This is a genomic window from Enterococcus sp. DIV2384, from assembly GCF_050534975.1.
Lineage (GTDB): Bacteria > Bacillota > Bacilli > Lactobacillales > Enterococcaceae > Enterococcus > Enterococcus faecalis.
In genome coordinates this window covers 1,737,526-1,756,061 of the sequence record NZ_CP172905.1, presented here as the reverse complement: position 1 = coordinate 1,756,061, position 18,536 = coordinate 1,737,526, and the positions used below count along the sequence as shown (strand labels likewise).

Here is an 18,536-nt window from a genome sequence, read left to right as displayed (position 1 = left end):
CTATTTCCTCACTTTCTAGTAAAGAAATTCAAATTTGGCTTTGGCGAGTAGTTGATCATTCAATGCTTGATGCAATTCATTCGCAAAAAAGCCTTCTTTTAAATTTAGTGGATTTTTTGTAGCGTACACATATAACGTATAGGTGTGCACACCAGAGCGAGGGCTTAACCCCAGATAACGTTCGGTTAACTCAGGTAACGTTCCAGTGGCAAGCGCAGGAATCATCTGTTTCCCCAAAGGAGAAGCAAGACTATTTTTTCCTTGAATGGTAGGCTTGAGTGCTGTTCGACTAAAGTCTTCAGGAATCTCATTGGTTACAGGAACATTGGCAGCTAACCAATGAATAAAAGGGAAACCGATTAGAGGAATCGTGTCATAATCAATTAATTCCCAGGATAAATAACGGGCTTCTTTAGGAATGGCCGCTAAAGAAATAGGAAAAGATAAAATAGGACGTTCGTGTAATAAAAATTCTGCACTGGTTCGTTTGCCATAACGATCGGCCAAATGAGAACGGTTGGTAATATGCATGCCAAACAGCCTTCTTTCAAAAATGATGTTTACAAATTATTATTATAAACTATAATTTATAGTTTAAAAAGAGTCAATAGATATGATAAACTAATAATTGTCCAAAACTTAAGAATTGGAGGCGTCAGAAAGATGGCAAAAAAACGGAATTTAACGAAAGCCAAAATCCTTGAAAGTGCCCGCAACCTAGCGGAAGAATTGGGCGTTCAACAATTAACCTTTCAAAATTTAGCCGTTGATTTAGGCATCAAGTATCCTTCACTCTATAATCACTTTAAAAATATTGCTGAAGTAAAAAATGCTCTAGTGGACTTGTTAATTCAAGAATTAAATGATGCATTGCGAAGAGCCTTAGTGGGTAAGAGTGGCGCAGAAGCAATTCGGATATATGCTGAAACGTACCAACAATTTGCTTTTGAAAATTCTGCAGTCTATGAATTACTTATCAGTGTGCCGAAAACGCAAAACCAACAATTAATTGAAGGCATCCATGAAACCAATCAAATTATCTTACAACTTTTAGCTTTTTATCCATTTAATAATGAAGAACGACTGCATAAAAGTCGAGAATTACGTAGTTTAATCCATGGTTATATTACCTTACGTTTTTTAGGTTATTTTCAACGCGAAGAAGCCACGCCGGAAGAAAGTTATCGTCGCATGATTGAAGATTTTATTGTTTCTTTAGAAGTGGCAGGATAAAATAAATTTCAAAAATTTCTCAGTCCGAAACCAAATCCTTGCAACTTTTTCAGAAAGTGACTATGATACCTACAGTAGCAAAAAAAGGAGCGGTTCAATGTATCAAGTAATTACAATGTATGGCGACAATGAACCTTGGTGGTTTTTTGATGATTGGCAAGAGGACATTGTTCAAGAAAAAACCTTCGATAACTTGACCGATGCAGAGACATATTATGTGGAAGTTTGGCAAAAACTTTCTCAGAATTATACATACGTCAACACAAAGCCTAACTATTTAACGGCTTTCTGGAATGATGGGGAAGAACGCTGGTGTGAAGAATGCGATGAAGATTTACAACAATACTTCGGTTTAGCATTACTAGAAAATCATCATGCGGTTACTTTTGAAAATAAAGCTGAGTTTACCACAATATCCAATCATTTTGGCAAAACAAAATTCTGCAAACGGAAAGTTATTTGAAACGCATGAGTTTAAAGAAAAACCTCAGGGAATTTTCTTTAAACTCTTTTTCTATTCTCGGAATTTAGAGAAAATCGAGCTAATATTTGGTATAATACGAAAAGATAGCACTCAAAAAGGAGCGAAACTAGTGGTTGCAAAACAATTAATTATTGCTGAAAAACCTAGCGTAGCAAAAGATTTAAGCCGCGTTTTAGGAGCAAATCAAAAAAATAAGAATTATTATGAAGGACCCAACGTGATTGTCACCTGGGCTTTAGGCCACCTCTTAGGACTAAAAATGCCAGAAGATTTAAACAAAGAATGGCAAACGTGGCAAATGGAAACTTTACCGATGATTCCTAAGAATTTAGGGATTAAACCGTTACCGAAAACGGGACATCAATTAAAAGCGATTAAACAATTAGCCAATCGTAAAGATGTTTCTGAAGCCGTGATTGCCACCGATGCTGGTCGTGAAGGTGAATTAGTGGCCCGCTGGATTTTAGAATATGTCCGTTTTAACAAACCAGTCAAACGCTTATGGATTTCATCTCAAACAGACAAAGCCATTAAAGACGGGTTTAAGAAAATTCGCCCAGCGAAAGACTACGATAATTTGTATTACTCTGCCTTGGCGCGCGCAAAAGCTGACTGGTTAGTGGGTCTAAACGTCACAAGGGCCTTGACAGTGAAATATCAAGATAACTTATCCGCAGGTCGTGTTCAAACACCAACTTTAGCAATGGTGCGCCAACAAGAAAAAACGATTGAACAATTTAAGCCTCAAACTTATTTTACTATCTCGTTAACTGTTGAATCAGAAAAAGCAAAGATGACCCAAAAAAATCCATACGCTTTGAAAGAACGGCAGGAAGCAGAACAATTAGTCAAAGAACTCTCAAAACAAAAGGGCTTAGTTACCGATATTCAAGAAAAAGTTAAAACAGAAAATGCGCCGTTACCGTATGATCTAACCGAAATCCAGCGTGAAGCCAACCAGCGATTCCAATTTTCTGCAAAGAAAACGTTGTCTCTTGTACAAAGTTTATACGAAACCCATAAAATTGTTTCCTATCCTCGAACTGACAGCAAATATCTAACGACGGATATGAAAGGAACGATGAAAGAGCGCCTTCAAGCTATTGCTGATTTTTCACCAGAAGTGAAAGGCTACCTTAAAAATGGGGCTGTTGTTAAACAACAAAAAGTTTTCCAAAATGCAAAAGTCACGGATCACCATGGGTTGATTCCAACTGAACAACGTCCTCGTTATGAAAAGCTAAGCAATGATGAACAAAAAATCTATCAAATGATTGTTCAACGATTCTTAGGTTTGTTTGCTGAGCCAAACCAAACCAAACAAACAAAAGTTACAGTCGCTTTTGGAAAAGAAACATTTGTCTTTCATCAAAATAAAGTAGTTGTTGCTGGCTGGAAAACAACAGCCGAACAGCCGCTATCCACTGTCCAATGGCAAAAAGGCATGACCGTTGCGCCAAACTTTACCATTAACAAAGAATTAACGTCGCCGCCAAAACCATTAACCGAAGGAACGTTGTTAGGAAAAATGGAGAAACACAGTTTAGGCACACCGGCAACGCGAGCTGAAATCATTGAAAAACTGATTAAATCAGAATTGATGGAACGAACCAATAGCGGTTTAAGTGTCTCTGCCAAAGGAAAGCAACTATTAGACTTGGTGAATCCATCACTTGTGACACCTGAACTAACGGAAAAATGGGAAAAATCGCTCGAAGCAATCGCTTCGGGTCAACAAAAGAGTCAACTTTTCTTAAAGGATATTGAAGAGGATACGAAAAAATTAGTCCGTGAAATTAAACAAAGCGAGAAAAAATATCAAGATTTTTCCATTACGCAAAAAAAATGTCCAGATTGTGGCTCAAACTTACGGGAAAAAAATACGAAAGATGGGAAGATTTACGTTTGTACAAACCAAGAATGTTCTTATCGTCGGCGAAAAGATCCTAAAGTATCCAATCACCGTTGCCCACAATGCCATAAAAAAATGGTCATCATAGAAGGAAAAAATGGTCGTTCTTTCAAATGTAAATTCTGTTCGATTACTGAAAAAATTCCCGATAAAAAAGAACGAAAACAAAAAATGACTAAACATGAAGAACGTCGTTTGATGAAAAAATATTCACAACCAGACGAACCAGAAGAAAGTGCTTTAGCGCAGGCCTTAAAAGCCGCTATGAATCAAGAGTAGCGACTTGACGAATGTTGGCTCTAAATAATCAAGTCATCCTTGTTGGTCTTTAGTAAACTTTCAAATAGAAAGAGAGGGACACGGATGCTCGCAAATTTAAATCAAGCAATGGATTATATTGAAGAACATTTAACGGAAGAAGTATCCTTCGATGAATTGGCAAAAAAGACAGGGATTTCTGTTTACCATTTTAAACGAACTTTTTCGTTTATTGCGGGGATGAGTTTGGCTGAGTATATTAAAAAGAGACGTTTGGCGGAAGCAAATTTAGCATTACTTGCTGGTGAAAAAGTGACAGATGTAGCTTTTAAATATGGTTATCAAAGTATTGAAGGATTCTCAAGAGCTTTTCGCGATTGGACAGGACAAGCCCCTTCTGAAGTAATGAAAACACAAATCCAAAAAACGTTCCCTAAATTCTCTTTCTATATTGATATTAAAGGAGGACAATCAATGGATGTTAAATTGATTGAAAAACCAGCGTTTCAAATAGTCGGAGTTAGTCAGAAGGTTCCCTTGCAGTATCAAGGGGAAAATCAAGCAATCATGGAATTAGCGCAGCGCATTACACCACAACAACGAGCGGAAATGCATACATTTGATGATGTATATCCTCATCAAGTAGTAAATGCTTCTTTTGACTTTCAAGAGGGACGAACAACAGAAGGTGGAGAAATGACACACATGATTGGCTTTGCCACTTCGCAAGAAAATACCTATGAAGATTTGGAGCAACTAAGCGTACCTGCTCATACATGGGCGGTTTTTCCAAATGAAGGTCCTTTCCCACAAACTTTACAAGAAACCTGGGCAAGGATATTCTCTGAATGGTTGCCTTCATCTGGTTACCAAGTCGTTGCAGCACCAGAAATTTCGTTTACGCAATATCAAGGACCAGCAGAAGCTAAGTATAGTGAAATCTGGCTCGCTGTTACAGCTACTAAATAAAGAAAACCCACCATTGAAAAATGGTGGGTTTTTCCGCCAAGAAGGAGAAAGTTTGGTATAATAAACGTGAAGAAAAAATTCAGACCTTCTAAACTGAAATCTAGCTATGGATAAGTGATGCGAATACGGAATCATGGAGAAAAAATAATTCTCCGAGGTTTTAGAGTCATGTTGTTTAGAATGGTACCAAAACAACAAATATACAGAATCCACCATCCAAACTGTTTTAGAGTCATGTTGTTTAGAATGGTACCAAAACAATAAATCGGTGAGTTGTTTGATAATGGCTGTTTTAGAGTCATGTTGTTTAGAATGGTACCAAAACTCCTGCTTCTAGCAAGTGGATTGCGCTAATGTTTTAGAGTCATGTTGTTTAAAAACAAACTATCACCACAAGCAATCCGTAATTTTTATCACAAGATTAGAATTTTTATCATCAAAGACGAGCTGCTTCGATTTTCGAAAACTAATCAAGTGATAAGTCAAAATGTTGATAGATTGAGATTAGTTCTTCCTTTTTTTAGGAAGGGCTTTTTTTATTGATAGAAGAAAGGGAAGAAATCTTGGTAGCACCTAAAAAAATTGTGAGAAATGCTTCTGTATTGTTTGGTTTCTGCCTCAGAAAGTTGTATACTTAGATTGGAATTATTCTATATTACATGCATTTTCACACTTTTTGGAAAAGTTCACTTGAATTTTCTTTTAGTTTCGTAGATAAAAGGAGTCATCGCTAATGGAAATGAACAATTCAGGTAAGCTTGTTTCTTTGTGTGGAGGCAAATCAGGGAGGAAATAATATGTTTGATATTGTAACATTGGCGAGAATCCAATTTGCGATGACAACAGTTTTCCACTTTTTCTTCGTACCGTTTTCAATAGGATTAGCACTTGTTGTAGCAATTATGGAAACAATGTACGTTGTGAAAAAAGAGGAACGTTATCGTAAAATGGCCAAGTTTTGGGGAAATATATTCCTATTAAGCTTCGCTGTTGGGGTTGTAACCGGGATTATTCAAGAATTTCAGTTTGGGATGAACTGGTCTGATTATTCTCGATTCGTCGGAGATATTTTTGGGGCACCGTTGGCGGTAGAAGCGCTCTTAGCTTTCTTCTTAGAGTCAACATTCTTAGGTTTATGGATCTTTACTTGGGATAAAATGAATCCGAAATTTCACGTAACCTTTATCTGGTTAGTCGTATTCGGTTCGATGATGTCTGCTTTCTGGATTTTAGTTGCTAATAGTTTTATGCAACATCCAGTAGGTTATGTCATCAATAATGGCCGTGCTGAAATGGTGGACTTTGTAGCTGTCATCAGCAATCCAAAAGTTTGGTATGAATTTTCACACGTTATCATGGGCGCCTTTACATTGGGCGGCATGGCAGTAGCTGGTATGGCTGCTTTCCAATTGTTGAAAAAACGGGATATTTCATTCCACAAAGCATCTATGCGCATTGGCTTATGGGTTACTTTGTTCGGTTCAATCGGCGTTTTATTAGCTGGCGACTTGCAAATGAAAGCTCTAATTGAAGGACAACCAATGAAATTTGCGGCGATGGAAGGGGCCTATGAAGACTCTGATGATCCTGCTGCTTGGACATTGATTGCTTGGGCAGATGAACGGGAACATAAACAAGTTTTTGGTATCGATATTCCGTATATGCTAAGTATTTTATCGTATAATAAATTATCAGGTTCGGTTGATGGGATGGATACAGTCAACAAGCGCTTGGTAGAAAAATATGGGGATGATAAAAATTATTATCCACCAGTTAACACTTTATTCTGGAGCTTCCGTATCATGGCTGGTTTTGGTGCCTTAATGTTATTGGTTGCTGCCTTAGGACTATTCTTTACAAGGAAGAAAAAACCATCGCTGTACGAGAAGAAATGGATGCTGTGGATTGTTGCTTTATGTACGTTCGCACCATTCCTTGCCAATACAACAGGTTGGTTAGTCACTGAATTAGGTCGTTATCCGTGGACTGTCTATGGATTATTTACGATTGAACAAAGTGTTTCACCAAATGTATCGGTTGCTTCATTAATTACGTCAAATGTCATTTATTTCTTATTATTTGCTGGTTTAGGTAGTGTCATGGTTTACTTGGTTATTTTAGAATTACGTAAAGGACCAGACTATGAAGCGAAAAAATTAGCGAAAGAAAATGAACCAGCGTTGGATCCATTTGATAAGGGGGTATTTGGCGAATGAGTACACTACAATTATTATGGTTTGTCCTTATCGGCGTCTTGTTCTCAGGTTTCTTCTTCTTAGAAGGATTTGACTTTGGTGTTGGAATGGCCGTTCAAACGTTGGCACACAATGACGACGAAAAAGATCAAGTCGTTGCAACAATTGGACCTGTCTGGGACGGAAACGAAGTTTGGCTATTAACAGCGGGCGGCGCAATGTTTGCCTCTTTCCCATATTGGTATGCTTCATTATTTAGTGGCTACTATTTAATTCTATTTACGATTTTATTTGGCTTAATTATTCGCGGAGTTTCCTTTGAATTCCGCCATAACATGCCGGAAGGTAAACGTCGTCGGATGTGGAACTGGACGCTATCAATTGGTAGTTTCCTTGTACCGTTCTTCTTTGGTATTTTGTTTATCAGCTTAGTCCAAGGGATGCCTTTAGATGTAAACGGCAATATGCATGCGCAATTTACGGATTATTTTAATCTGTTTTCAATTGTTGGTGGAGTAGCCTTAACATTACTTTGCTACTTACACGGTATGAACTATATTGCTTTAAAAACAGAAGGCCCAATTCGCGAACGTGCTCGAAATTATGCAGAAATCTTATACGGCGTTTTATATGTCGGTTTAGTTGTTTTTGCAGTGTTGATGTACTTCAAAACGGACTTTTATGAAAAGAACTTTGCGGTCACTTTAATTTTAACGTTAGCAATTGTGGTCTTAACTGTCATTGCTAATGTTGGGGTGTTTAAACGCAAAGAGATGTTAGCTTTTCTAGCGAGTGGTTTAACATTAGTTGTACTAGTTGCTCTCTTGTTCAGTGGCTTGTTCCCACGTGTTATGATTGGTAGTGAAGGTTTTGATTTGTTGATTAAAGATGCAACAAGCACACCATATACACTAAAAATTATGACGTGGATTTCTTTAAGCATTTTACCATTCGTGTTAGCTTATACTGCTTGGTCCTATTATATTTTCAGAAAACGTATTTCACAGACAGCCGTACCAGAGGGGTATTAAATCTATGATTGATAAAGACATCTTACAGATGCCTAAAATCAAAAAAATTCTTGTCTTGCTTGCAGGTTTTTCTTTCCTGCAAGCAGTCTTTATAATTGGGCAAGCTTTTTTTCTTTCAAAAGCCATTGTCGGCCTTTGGAGTGGCGGGCATCTTAACCAACAACTACAGAGTATTTTACTCTTTTTTATTTTTTATCTTGGTCGACATGTTATTACGTATTTTCGTGAGAGAATGCTCGATACATTTAGTTATGAACGCTCAAAAGAATTACGCGAACAATTGTTAACCAAAATTTTCCGTTTGGGGCCAAATGTTGTTCAAAAAAATGGAACTGGAAATATGGTTACCATGGCTTTAGAAGGCATCAGTCAAACCGAAAATTATTTACAATTGATTTTGACAAAAATGATGAATATGATGATTATTCCTTGGATTATTTTGGCCTTTGTTTTTACACAAGATATTCGTTCAGGCGTAACATTGCTGATTGTTTTTCCGATTATTATTATTTTTATGATTGTGTTAGGTTATGCAGCACAAAGTAAAGCGGACAAGCAATATGCGGCGTTTCAAATGCTTTCCAATCATTTTATTGATTCCTTGCGAGGAATTGACACGCTGAAACTGTTTGGGTTGAGCAAAAAATATGCTGGGAGTATTTATCATACAAGTGAACGATTCAGAAAAGCGACCATGAGTACATTGAAAATTGCTATTTTATCAACCTTTGCGTTAGACTTTTTTACGACATTATCGGTAGCTGTTGTGGCAGTTTTCCTTGGATTAAGTTTATTAAACGGCACGATTTTATTATTTCCTGCCTTGGTTACTTTAATTTTAGCACCTGAGTTCTTTTTACCGATTCGTGATTTTTCAAGTGATTATCACGCAACCTTAGATGGAAAAAACTCTTTTCAAGCGATCCAAGCGGTATTAGCATTGCCAGAAGCAGAACAGACCGATGTGCTCACGTTAGATGATTGGCATCAAGAAAGTCAGTTGTCAGTCACAGCGTTAAATTTTTCCTATGAAGATGCAACGCAAGAAGCGATTCAATCGTTGCAATTTTCTGTTGATGGTCGCAAAAAGATTGGAATTATTGGGGCGAGTGGTTCTGGTAAGTCAACGTTAATTAATTTATTAAGTGGCTTTTTATTGCCAACAGAAGAAACGAGTCAATTGGCGATAAATGGTCAGACGATTCCACATTTTTTACAAAAAGACTGGCAAAAACAAATCCTTTATATTCCGCAAGCACCATATATTTTCCAAGATACTTTGGCAAACAATATTCGCTTTTATACACCTGAAGCAACAGATGAGGCGATTCAGCAAGCGATTCAGTTAGTTGGCTTAGACGAGCTGGTTAAAGACCTTCCCGAAGGAATTCATACCTTGATTGGGGAAAGTGGTCGAATGTTAAGTGGGGGACAAGCGCAACGAGTAGCGTTGGCCCGCGCCTTTGTCGATCAAAAACGCCACGTCTTGCTGTTTGATGAGCCGACAGCGCATTTGGATATTGAAACAGAAGTTGAAATGAAAGAGCGCATGTTGCCATTAATGAACAATCATCTTGTCTTCTTTGCGACACATCGTCTGCATTGGATGGAAGAAATGGATTACATTTTAGTGATGGAAAAAGGTCAATTAGTGGAACAAGGAACGCTAGCAGAGTTGATTGAAAAAGATGGCTACTATGTTCAATTAATGAAGCAAATGAGAGGAGGACGCCAATGATGGAAAAACAGCCGACAACGAAAGACGTTTGGAAAAACGATCAATGGGTTCGTCCTTTCTTAAAACGCTATAAAAAAACCTTGTATTTTGCCTTACTTTTAGGCTTCTTGACGTTCTTTAGCGCAGGGGCATTAATGTTTACGTCTGGTTACTTAATCAGTCGTGCGGCTTCCTTACCAGAGAATATTTTATTAATTTATATTCCCATTGTTTTAACAAGAGCATTTGGGATTGGCCGTCCTGTTTTTCGTTATGTGGAGCGTCTAACGAGTCATAACTGGGTGTTAAAAATGACCTCTGATCTGCGCTTGAAACTTTATAATGTACTAGAAAAAGATGCGATTTTCTTTAAGACAAAATATCGCACTGGGGATATCTTAGGTTTGCTTTCGGAGGATATTAATCATATCCAAAACTTGTATTTACGAACGATTTTCCCAACCGTTATTGCTTGGATTTTGTATATCTTTTTAGTGATTGCATTAGGTTTCTTTTCTTGGTGGTTTGCTTTATGCATGTTACTGATGTTAGGAGTGGTTGTTTTTCTATTACCACTTGTTTCAGTTCTAGTGAATGGTGCGCGTCAAGAAAAACATAAATATGCCAAAAATGAGTTATATCAAACACTAACCGACAATATTCTAGGTGTGTCTGATTGGGTATTTAGTCAACGAGGCTCTGAATTCGTTGCTCGTTATGAAACAGATGAAGCAAACGTTCGTGCATTAGATGAAAAAATGAAGCAATTTAACCGTGGCCGAGACTTTGTTTTACAACTTCTGTTTGGTGTGATTGCGATTGCTGTCTTAGCTTGGACAAGTGTGCGGTTTCCAGGTAATCATGGGGGCGCAGCCAATTGGATTGGTGCCTTTGTTTTAACCGTTTTTCCGTTAATTGATGCCTTTGCTCCGCTACCTGCTGCAGCACAGGAAACAACGATTTATAAGGATTCCATTCGTCGTTTTAATGAGCTTCCTGAAGGGGAAGATGACTCAACAGAAGCGCCTGTTCAGCCAAATGGCACCGGTTTATCGATAGAACATTTGTCTTTTGCATATGAAAATCAAGCGAAAAAGGTATTAAATGACTTATCGTTAACAATTCCTGAAAAACAAAAATTAGCGATTTTAGGGCGCAGTGGTTCCGGAAAGAGTACGTTGGCTTCGCTCATTCGTGGTGATTTACGGCCTACTTCGGGAGAAATCCTTTTAGGAAATATCCCAACTGAGGCATTTGGTGAGACGATGACTGAATATATTGGGGTTATGCATCAAGCACCGTACCTATTTCGAACAACCATTTTAAATAATATTCGGATTGGTAGAGAAGAAGCAAGCGAAGCAGAAGTTTGGGCGGTTTTAGAAAAAGTTGGCTTAAAAGAAATGGTTGCCCAATTACCAGAAGGTTTACAAACAATGGTGGATGAAGCAGGTTTGCGTTTTTCTGGTGGCGAACGACATCGCTTGGCGCTAGCGCGGATTCTTTTGCAAGATACACCGATTGTGTTATTAGACGAACCAACTACTGGTTTAGATCCAATTACAGAACAGCAATTGCTGGAAACCTTTTTTGAGGCATTAAAAGATAAAACCGTCATCTGGATTACCCACCATTTGCAAGGCGTAACTTTGATGGATCAAGTGATCTTTATTGAAGATGGCCAATTAGAGATGAGTGGTACGCCAGAAGAATTACTTGCAACCAATGCGCATTATCAAAAACTTTACCGAATTGATCGTGGCATTAGTTCTTTCGAGGAATAAAAAAACGACTGGTTGTTGATTAAAGCAAACAATCAGTCGTTTTTCTATTTCAATTAATGGCAATTCTTCCATAAAACGTTTAAAATGAACGATGTAATAAGAGCTCAGTTAAGGAAAGTAAGGTTTCTTTTGCTGTGCCATCAGGCAATTGTTGAATATCAGTGATTGCTTTGTTGGTTACTTTTTTAGCAAAAGCTTGTGCTTCTGTAACGCCATGATAGTCATTGACTAGCGCCGCAACTTCAGCTGCCTCTTCTAAGGTAATGGCGCGTCCTTTATCCAAATAAGGGCTGAATACGTCAGGTGCTGCTTGATAAGCGAAGAGAAGAGGTAACGTATAAACACCTTGTGACAAGTCTTCTAAAGCGGGCTTTTTCAAGGTTTCCGTGTCGGCAGTATAATCTAAAATATCGTCATAGACTTGAAAAGCAATGCCAATATGACGGCCAATTCGTTTAGCTAAACGTTGGACTTCTTTTGAACTATGACCGAAATAGGCCCCTTCAAGACAGCTTAGTGAAAAAAGTTCGGCTGTTTTGCCGTTGACACTTCTTAAATAAGCAGGAATCGACATGCGGCGGTCAAATCGATGACTCATTTGATCGAGTTCACCAAGTAATAACCGTTTCATTCCTTGTGCATTGATTTTCATAAATTCAGAGCCATTCATGGCATCTGCAATCAAAGTAAAGAATTCAGTGAATAGTAAATCACCTGTGTAAACAGCCACGTCTTTACCATATTGTGATTGAATAGTCACAGCGCCTCGGCGCAATGGAGAATCGTCAATAATGTCATCGTGAATCAACGTAGCCATATGTAGGATTTCCAAAGATGCAGCTATTTTTAATAGTTGTTGTTTCTCTTGTTTTTCTTCATCACCCAGTTGAGCAAAAAGAAAGAAAAAAGCGGGGCGTAATAATTTGCCGCCAGAACGAGCCAAAGTTACTAAGGCTTCTTCAATGTCTTCGTTGCGTGTATGCAACGTTTGTTCAATTAATTCACATGTTTCCGTTAAAGAACGTTCAACGTCAGGAAACGACTTCCAAAATGTGTTCATAAATATACTACGATCCTTTCAGTGGTTCAATACTATTTGATTGTATACGAATTGGCGACAGAAATACAGTAATTAAGTTTTAAAAGTAACAAAGTTTGTAAAAAAGTAGCGGAGGGATAGTTTGAATCGAGAAATATTTTTTGAATTAGTAGAATTAAAAGCAAAAACAGCTAGTGTTTTGCCATTTTTGTTAGGAATTTGTTTTAGTTGGTACCAATATGGGCGGCTTCATGTTGGTTATGTTTTAATTTTTTTCATTGCGATGTTTATTTTTAATATGGCGGTCGATATTTTAGATAATTATAATGATTACCATCATGCCACAGAAGTTCATGATTATAAGGAAAAAACGAATATTATCGGTCGAGAAAATTTATCTTTGCCATTAATACGCAAAATGATTTTTTGGATGATTCTCGTTTCTGCTTTAATGGGGATTGGGTTGTCATTTATTGTCGGCTGGCCGTTATTAATTATGGGTCTTTATTGTTACTTAATTGGTATTTTTTATTCATCAGGACCGAAACCTTTATCTAGTCTACCATTAGGGGAAGTTTTCTCAGGATTTACAATGGGGTTCATGATTACCCTTATTTGTGTCTACATTAATACGTTTGAAGTTTTCAATTGGTCAGCAGCTAATTTATGGGGGATTTTCTTAGTCGCCTTACCTAACACTTGTTACATTGCTAACTTAATGTTAGCAAATAATATCTGTGACTTAGAGGAAGATGAAAATAACAAGAGATATACATTAGTTCATTACCTTGGCAAAGCAAGTTCTTTGAAATTATTCGTCGGATTAAATACAATAGCAATGTTAGCCATTTTGTTAGCTGTCGGTTTAGGATTAACCCCGCCAACAATGTTACTCATGCTTTTAACTTTACCTTTTGTACGGAAACAAACCCAAGCCTTACTGAAGGAACAAGTGAAGAGTAAAACATTTGTTTGTGCTGTGAAGATCTTAGCTGTGGGAGCAACTGCACAAGTGCTATTTTTTGCCATAGGTTTGTGGTGGCTGTAAATTTTTTATAGAGTGGAAGGGAATCAAAATGAATAAGAAACATGTTGTTATTTTAGGTGCTGGTTACGCAGGCTTAAAAACATTACGCGAATTACAAAAAGGCGCCAAAGACGTCGAAATTACTTTAGTGGATCGTAACAACTATCACTACGAAGCAACGGATTTGCATGAAGTTGCTGCTGGAACACAACCAGCTGAAAAAATCACATACAATATTATGGATGTTGTCGATGAAAAAATGACCACCTTTATCCAAGGAACAGTTAAAACAATTGATGCTGCAACACAAACAGTTGCTTTAGAAGATGGCCAAACAATCAATTATGATTACTTAGTTGTTTCTCTTGGGTTTGAATCAGAATCATTTGGTATCCCTGGTGTGCAAGAACATGCTCTACAAATGGTAGATGTGAAAACGGCTTTAAACGTGTATGAACATATCCAAGAACAAATGCGTCAATACAAAGCAACTCAAAACGAAGAATTCTTAAAAATTGTTGTCTGCGGAGCAGGCTTTACAGGGATTGAATTATTAGGTTCTCTTGTTGAAAACAAACCAAAATTTGCTGAAATCGCAGGTGTCTCAGCAGATCAAATCCAAATTTATTGTGTCGAAGCAGTTACTCGCCTATTGCCGATGTTTAACGAAAAACTTGCGAACTATGGTGTGCAATTATTAAAAGATTCAGCTATTCATTTATTATTAGGTAAACCGATTAAAGAAATCAAACCAGGCGCAGTTGTTTATCAAGATAACGAAGCAGGCGACTTGGCAGAACTTTCTGCTAAAACAATTATTTGGACAACGGGTGTTAGTGGGAGCCACGTTGTAGGCGATTCTGGCTTTGAAGCTCGTCGTGGTCGTGTCATGGTTCAACCAGATTTAACAGATGCGAACCATAGCAACGTCTATATTATTGGTGACTGCTCAGCAGTTATGGATACAGAAACCAATCGACCTTACCCAACAACAGCACAAATCGCCTTGAAGATGGGCGCTCATGCTGCTAAAAATATTCAAGCACAATTGAAAGGGGAAGCAACTAAACCTTTCAGCTTTAAATCACAAGGTTCTGTTTGTTCTGTCGGAAATACACGTGCTTTAGGAATCGTTGGTAAAACAGACATTAAAGGATACCCAGCTTCATTCATGAAAAAAATTATCATGAACAAAGCGCTCTTTGAAACAGGTGGTACCAAAGAAATGATGGCTAAAGGTCGTTTCGACTTATACCATTAAGAATCAGCAAAATAAGAAATAATGAGGTCGGGACAGAACCGTTTAGCTCCGAGAAATAAGAAGAAATTTCCGAAAATTGCTCTTTAATTTTTGGAGAATTTCGGCTTATTTCCGAAGGAGTTGGTTCTGTTCCCGCCGTTTATCAGTTTTTGAGGGTGGAGCAAAAATCCAAAGTGATTTTTGTCCCACGCTCATTTTTCTTAAATGAAAGTTTTTAAAAAATTTCCATGATTTTTCAAGTAAAATGAGGTGGGCACTTTTGTTCGATTCCATTTTTATGTATAATGAGAAGTGATGGAAAGAGGGAAGTTAAATGGCACAAAAAAGAGCAACAAATAAGAAAAAAAGTACGACAAAGAAAAAGACCAAAAAACAACAGCAACAACAAGAACGTTTAAATTATATGTTTCTTGGCCTGATTTTTATTTTATTCGGTGTCTTTGGACTCTTTCGCTTAGGGTTTTTAGGCACGTTATTAGCGAATTGTTTACGCTTAGTTGTAGGTAATACCTTTCCATTTGCAGCGATTTTACTAATCCTGTATGGCTTATTAGTCATGATTTATGGGAAAGATTTTCCGTTAAAAAGAGGGCGCCCTATTTTTGGGGCTGTTCTGATTTATATTAGTGTTTTGTTATTTTTCCATGCCTTTATGTTTCGAAATGTTAGTGGCAGTCAACCAGATATTTTAGGTAACACTTGGGAATTTTTGCAAAGCGATCTAAAAGCTAACCAAGTGACGCAAAACGTAGGGGGCGGTATGATTGGCGCACTGCTTTATCAAGGAACGTACTTTTTGGTGGCACAATTTGGTAGCTATTTAATTGCCACCTTGCTACTGTTAGCGGGTATTTTCTTGATGAGTATGTGGGATTTTCAGCAAATTGTTGATCATTTCCAAAGTATTCAAGATCGCCTAAGTCATGTTTCGGCAAAATCACAGGCGCGACAAGAAGAAAAAGAGGCGAAGCGAGCAGCGAAGAAAGAAGCCAAAGCTGCAGAACGCCAAGCAAAAATTGAAGCCGCTGCCCAACAAAAATTACAAGAGCGGGAACGCATGGAACAAGCGGCAGCCGAGCGCTTAACAAAAACACCTGTTGAAACCCACCAACCAATGGTGGAAGAACCGGCCGCACCAACGCCTGTTCAAATTGATTCGTTTCAACAGCAAAATCAGGCGATGCCTGTACCACCAATTGCAGCAACAAAACCGCAACGAGAGCAGGAAGAAGAGGCGGCAGATGAAGCTGGTGTTCTCGAATTTGAAATTTCTGAAGAAGCGGAAGATCGTGATTATCAACTACCACCAACTGATTTGTTAGATACAATTCAAGCAACGGATCAAAGTGGTGAATATGAAAAAATCGAAAAAAATATTGGCGTCTTAGAACAAACCTTCAAGAGTTTTGGTGTTGATGCTAAAGTAGTCAAAGCTAGTTTAGGACCATCTGTCACAAAATTTGAAGTTCAACCCGCTGTTGGGGTAAAAGTTAGCAAAATTGTTAACTTGACGGATGACATTGCTTTAGCGCTTGCGGCCAAAGACGTTCGTATGGAGGCTCCGATTCCTGGGAAATCACTAATCGGGATTGAAGTTCCTAATAGTGCAATTAGTACAGTATCCTTTAGAGATATTGTTGAGGCACAACCAAGTCATCCAGATAAACTATTAGAAGTACCTTTAGGTCGAGATATTTCAGGGATGGTTCAAACTGCAGATCTATCAAAAATGCCGCATTTATTAATTGCGGGATCGACAGGGAGTGGGAAATCGGTTGCTATCAATGGCATCATCACAGGTATTTTGATGCAAGCGAAACCTCATGAAGTAAAATTAATGATGATTGACCCGAAAATGGTAGAATTGAATGTGTATAACGGGATTCCTCATTTATTAACGCCAGTGGTTACTAATCCGAGAAAAGCGGCCCAAGCCCTGCAAAAAGTAGTTCAAGAAATGGAATTTCGTTATGAAAAATTTGCAGCAACAGGCGTCCGAAATATCACTGGTTACAATCAACTAATTCAACAGAAAAATGCGGAAGATGGCGAAAATCGTCCAATTCTACCATTTATTGTTGTCATTGTTGATGAGTTAGCTGATTTAATGATGGTGGCAAGTAACGAAGTAGAAGATGCGATTATCCGTTTAGCCCAAATGGCACGGGCAGCAGGTATTCATATGATTTTAGCGACACAACGGCCAAGTGTGGATGTCATTACAGGAATCATCAAAGCAAATGTCCCTTCTCGAATGGCTTTTGCGGTCTCAAGTGGGACAGACTCGCGTACCATTATTGATACCAACGGGGCGGAGAAACTATTAGGTCGAGGCGATATGCTCTTCTTACCAATGGGAGAAAATAAACCAATTCGTATCCAAGGGGCCTTTATCTCTGATCAAGAAGTCGAACGAGTGGTTGCGTTTGTAACGGATCAACAAGAAGCTGAATATCAAGAAAGCATGATGCCAACAGATGAACCGACCACTTCAGGCGGTGGCGAAGCTCCTCAAGATGAGTTGTTTGAAGAAGCGAAAAACTTGGTGGTTGAAATGCAAACAGCTAGTATTTCATTGCTACAAAGACGTTTTAGAATTGGCTATAATCGTGCGGCTCGCTTAGTAGATGAATTGGAAGCACACGGAGTTATTGGACCATCAGAAGGTAGCAAACCAAGAAAAGTCTTTCTACAAGCGGAATCAGAAGAGGCAGCAACCGAGACGCCAGAACAATAAACAAAAAGAACAAAAATAGATAAATTTATCTATTTTTGTTCTTTTTTTATAATTTCAGCAAAGCATCATGTTATAATCATCATTTTCTGGTAAAATAGAAAGGAATAGTGCGGTTGGGAGGGAGCGTATCATGAGAAGAAAAAGCGTGCTTTATTTAGAAGTAGCAGATCAGATTAAAGAAGATATTTTGAGTGGCAAGTATCCAGTAGGAACGTTTTTACCAACAGAAACAGAATTGGAAGAGCTGTTTAACGTTAGTAAAATTACGATTCGGCGGGCAATCGAAATGTTAGCAACAGAAGAATTTGTTGAGAAAAAAAGTGGTCGAGGCACAACTGTGTTAAGCAATCGTCCCTATAATAAACTATCAAAAGCAGGGACATTCACTGAATTTTTGAATGAATCAGGTCAGAAAGTAACTAAAAAAGTTTTACAAGTTGAAAACTTGACGTTGTCAAAAGAGATGCCGGCTTATCAATTTTTAGGAGAAGAAGTGGTTCATCTTTCACGGTTATATCTAATCGATGAACAACCCTATATTTATTTTAATTACTATTTGCCAGCTGCCATGAAAGACGTATCATTGACTGAATACAAAGAAGAATCCTTGTATCGTTTGATGGATCGACATGCCATTGAAATTTATAAATTTGAAGACCGTTTTGAAGTTGCAACTTTGACAGAAGCAGAGCAAAAGATGTTGCAAACAACTGAAACAACGGGCTTAAAAAGAATTCGGCGTTCGTTAAGCCCAACAGGTCGTTGCGTAGAATATTCAGAAGCTATTTATAATACGAAGATTCATCCTTATGTGATTGAATATGAAGCATAACTTTTAAAAGAATAACAGTGCACTTACAGTAATGTAAGTTCATTGTTATTCTTTTCT

Annotated in this window: 14 protein-coding genes; 12 read left to right on the top strand and 2 right to left on the bottom strand. The window is 37.9% G+C overall.

The genetic code is table 11. The features are described 5' to 3' along the window. Window positions 1–15: 15 nt before the first annotated feature. On the bottom strand, window positions 16–531 hold the full coding sequence (locus IGK54_RS08545) for a YbhB/YbcL family Raf kinase inhibitor-like protein (protein ID WP_142956983.1): 516 nt from the start codon (window positions 529–531) through the stop codon (window positions 16–18). A 132-nt stretch (window positions 532–663) separates the two neighbouring features. Here IGK54_RS08545 and IGK54_RS08540 point away from each other — a divergent pair, with 132 nt between their 5' ends. The 8 genes from IGK54_RS08540 to cydC all read left to right on the top strand — a co-directional run bounded on the left by IGK54_RS08540 (window position 664) and on the right by cydC (window position 11,583). Continuing rightward, window positions 664–1,233 carry a TetR/AcrR family transcriptional regulator gene (locus IGK54_RS08540; protein ID WP_002379584.1) on the top strand — a complete coding sequence of 190 codons (570 nt, stop codon included), beginning with the start codon at window positions 664–666 and terminating at the stop codon, window positions 1,231–1,233. A gap of 97 nt (window positions 1,234–1,330) precedes the next feature. After that, entirely contained in the window at window positions 1,331–1,696 is a 366-nt protein-coding gene (locus IGK54_RS08535) for a DUF1033 family protein (protein WP_002356966.1), read from the top strand. A gap of 130 nt (window positions 1,697–1,826) precedes the next feature. Further along, window positions 1,827–3,908, top strand: coding sequence for a DNA topoisomerase III (locus tag IGK54_RS08530; protein ID WP_002388224.1), 2,082 nt, complete (start codon window positions 1,827–1,829; stop codon window positions 3,906–3,908). A gap of 84 nt (window positions 3,909–3,992) precedes the next feature. Beyond that, a complete protein-coding gene (locus IGK54_RS08525) occupies window positions 3,993–4,856 on the top strand; it encodes an AraC family transcriptional regulator (RefSeq protein ID WP_002409797.1) in 864 nt (287 codons plus the stop codon). A gap of 797 nt (window positions 4,857–5,653) precedes the next feature. Next, entirely contained in the window at window positions 5,654–7,072 is a 1,419-nt protein-coding gene (locus IGK54_RS08520; protein ID WP_142956982.1) for a cytochrome ubiquinol oxidase subunit I, read from the top strand. Further along, window positions 7,069–8,082, top strand: coding sequence for a cytochrome d ubiquinol oxidase subunit II (cydB, locus tag IGK54_RS08515; protein ID WP_104866593.1), 1,014 nt, complete (start codon window positions 7,069–7,071; stop codon window positions 8,080–8,082). Before IGK54_RS08520 ends, cydB begins: the two co-directional genes overlap by 4 nt. Before the next feature lie 4 nt (window positions 8,083–8,086). Then, window positions 8,087–9,820, top strand: coding sequence for a thiol reductant ABC exporter subunit CydD (cydD, locus tag IGK54_RS08510; protein ID WP_002364369.1), 1,734 nt, complete (start codon window positions 8,087–8,089; stop codon window positions 9,818–9,820). After that, window positions 9,817–11,583, top strand: a complete 1,767-nt coding sequence (cydC, locus tag IGK54_RS08505; protein ID WP_002383727.1) for a thiol reductant ABC exporter subunit CydC — start codon at window positions 9,817–9,819, stop codon at window positions 11,581–11,583. The genes cydD and cydC overlap by 4 nt, the downstream gene beginning before the upstream one ends. A gap of 79 nt (window positions 11,584–11,662) precedes the next feature. Here cydC and IGK54_RS08500 read toward each other — a convergent pair whose 3' ends face one another. Next, window positions 11,663–12,643 carry a polyprenyl synthetase family protein gene (locus IGK54_RS08500; RefSeq protein WP_002360015.1) on the bottom strand — a complete coding sequence of 327 codons (981 nt, stop codon included), beginning with the start codon at window positions 12,641–12,643 and terminating at the stop codon, window positions 11,663–11,665. A 121-nt stretch (window positions 12,644–12,764) separates the two neighbouring features. Here IGK54_RS08500 and IGK54_RS08495 point away from each other — a divergent pair, with 121 nt between their 5' ends. The 4 genes from IGK54_RS08495 (at window position 12,765) to IGK54_RS08480 (ending at window position 18,479) form a co-directional block, all read left to right on the top strand. Then, window positions 12,765–13,670 (top strand): prenyltransferase, encoded by a 906-nt coding sequence (locus tag IGK54_RS08495; protein ID WP_002360016.1) that lies wholly within the window; start codon window positions 12,765–12,767, stop codon window positions 13,668–13,670. Between the two features lie 28 nt (window positions 13,671–13,698). After that, window positions 13,699–14,910, top strand: a complete 1,212-nt coding sequence (locus IGK54_RS08490) for an NAD(P)/FAD-dependent oxidoreductase (protein WP_002360017.1) — start codon at window positions 13,699–13,701, stop codon at window positions 14,908–14,910. 313 nt (window positions 14,911–15,223) lie between these two features. After that, entirely contained in the window at window positions 15,224–17,647 is a 2,424-nt protein-coding gene (locus tag IGK54_RS08485) for a DNA translocase FtsK (RefSeq protein ID WP_002364367.1), read from the top strand. 130 nt (window positions 17,648–17,777) lie between these two features. Continuing rightward, window positions 17,778–18,479, top strand: coding sequence for a GntR family transcriptional regulator (locus tag IGK54_RS08480; protein ID WP_002364244.1), 702 nt, complete (start codon window positions 17,778–17,780; stop codon window positions 18,477–18,479). Window positions 18,480–18,536 lie beyond the last annotated feature (57 nt).

Bases quoted from the DNA above. Each gene is read 5' to 3' on its own strand.
- IGK54_RS08520 (WP_142956982.1), top strand. From the start codon at position 5,654: ATGTTTGATATTGTAACATTGGCGAGAATCCAATTTGCGATGACAACA.
- IGK54_RS08480 (WP_002364244.1), top strand. From the start codon at position 17,778: ATGAGAAGAAAAAGCGTGCTTTATTTAGAAGTAGCAGATCAGATTAAA.
- IGK54_RS08500 (WP_002360015.1), bottom strand. From the start codon at position 12,643: ATGAACACATTTTGGAAGTCGTTTCCTGACGTTGAACGTTCTTTAACG.
- cydB (WP_104866593.1), top strand. From the start codon at position 7,069: ATGAGTACACTACAATTATTATGGTTTGTCCTTATCGGCGTCTTGTTC.
- cydC (WP_002383727.1), top strand. From the start codon at position 9,817: ATGATGGAAAAACAGCCGACAACGAAAGACGTTTGGAAAAACGATCAA.
- cydD (WP_002364369.1), top strand. From the start codon at position 8,087: ATGATTGATAAAGACATCTTACAGATGCCTAAAATCAAAAAAATTCTT.
- IGK54_RS08525 (WP_002409797.1), top strand. From the start codon at position 3,993: ATGCTCGCAAATTTAAATCAAGCAATGGATTATATTGAAGAACATTTA.
- IGK54_RS08540 (WP_002379584.1), top strand. From the start codon at position 664: ATGGCAAAAAAACGGAATTTAACGAAAGCCAAAATCCTTGAAAGTGCC.
- IGK54_RS08535 (WP_002356966.1), top strand. From the start codon at position 1,331: ATGTATCAAGTAATTACAATGTATGGCGACAATGAACCTTGGTGGTTT.
- IGK54_RS08490 (WP_002360017.1), top strand. From the start codon at position 13,699: ATGAATAAGAAACATGTTGTTATTTTAGGTGCTGGTTACGCAGGCTTA.
- IGK54_RS08485 (WP_002364367.1), top strand. From the start codon at position 15,224: ATGGCACAAAAAAGAGCAACAAATAAGAAAAAAAGTACGACAAAGAAA.
- IGK54_RS08545 (WP_142956983.1), bottom strand. From the start codon at position 531: ATGCATATTACCAACCGTTCTCATTTGGCCGATCGTTATGGCAAACGA.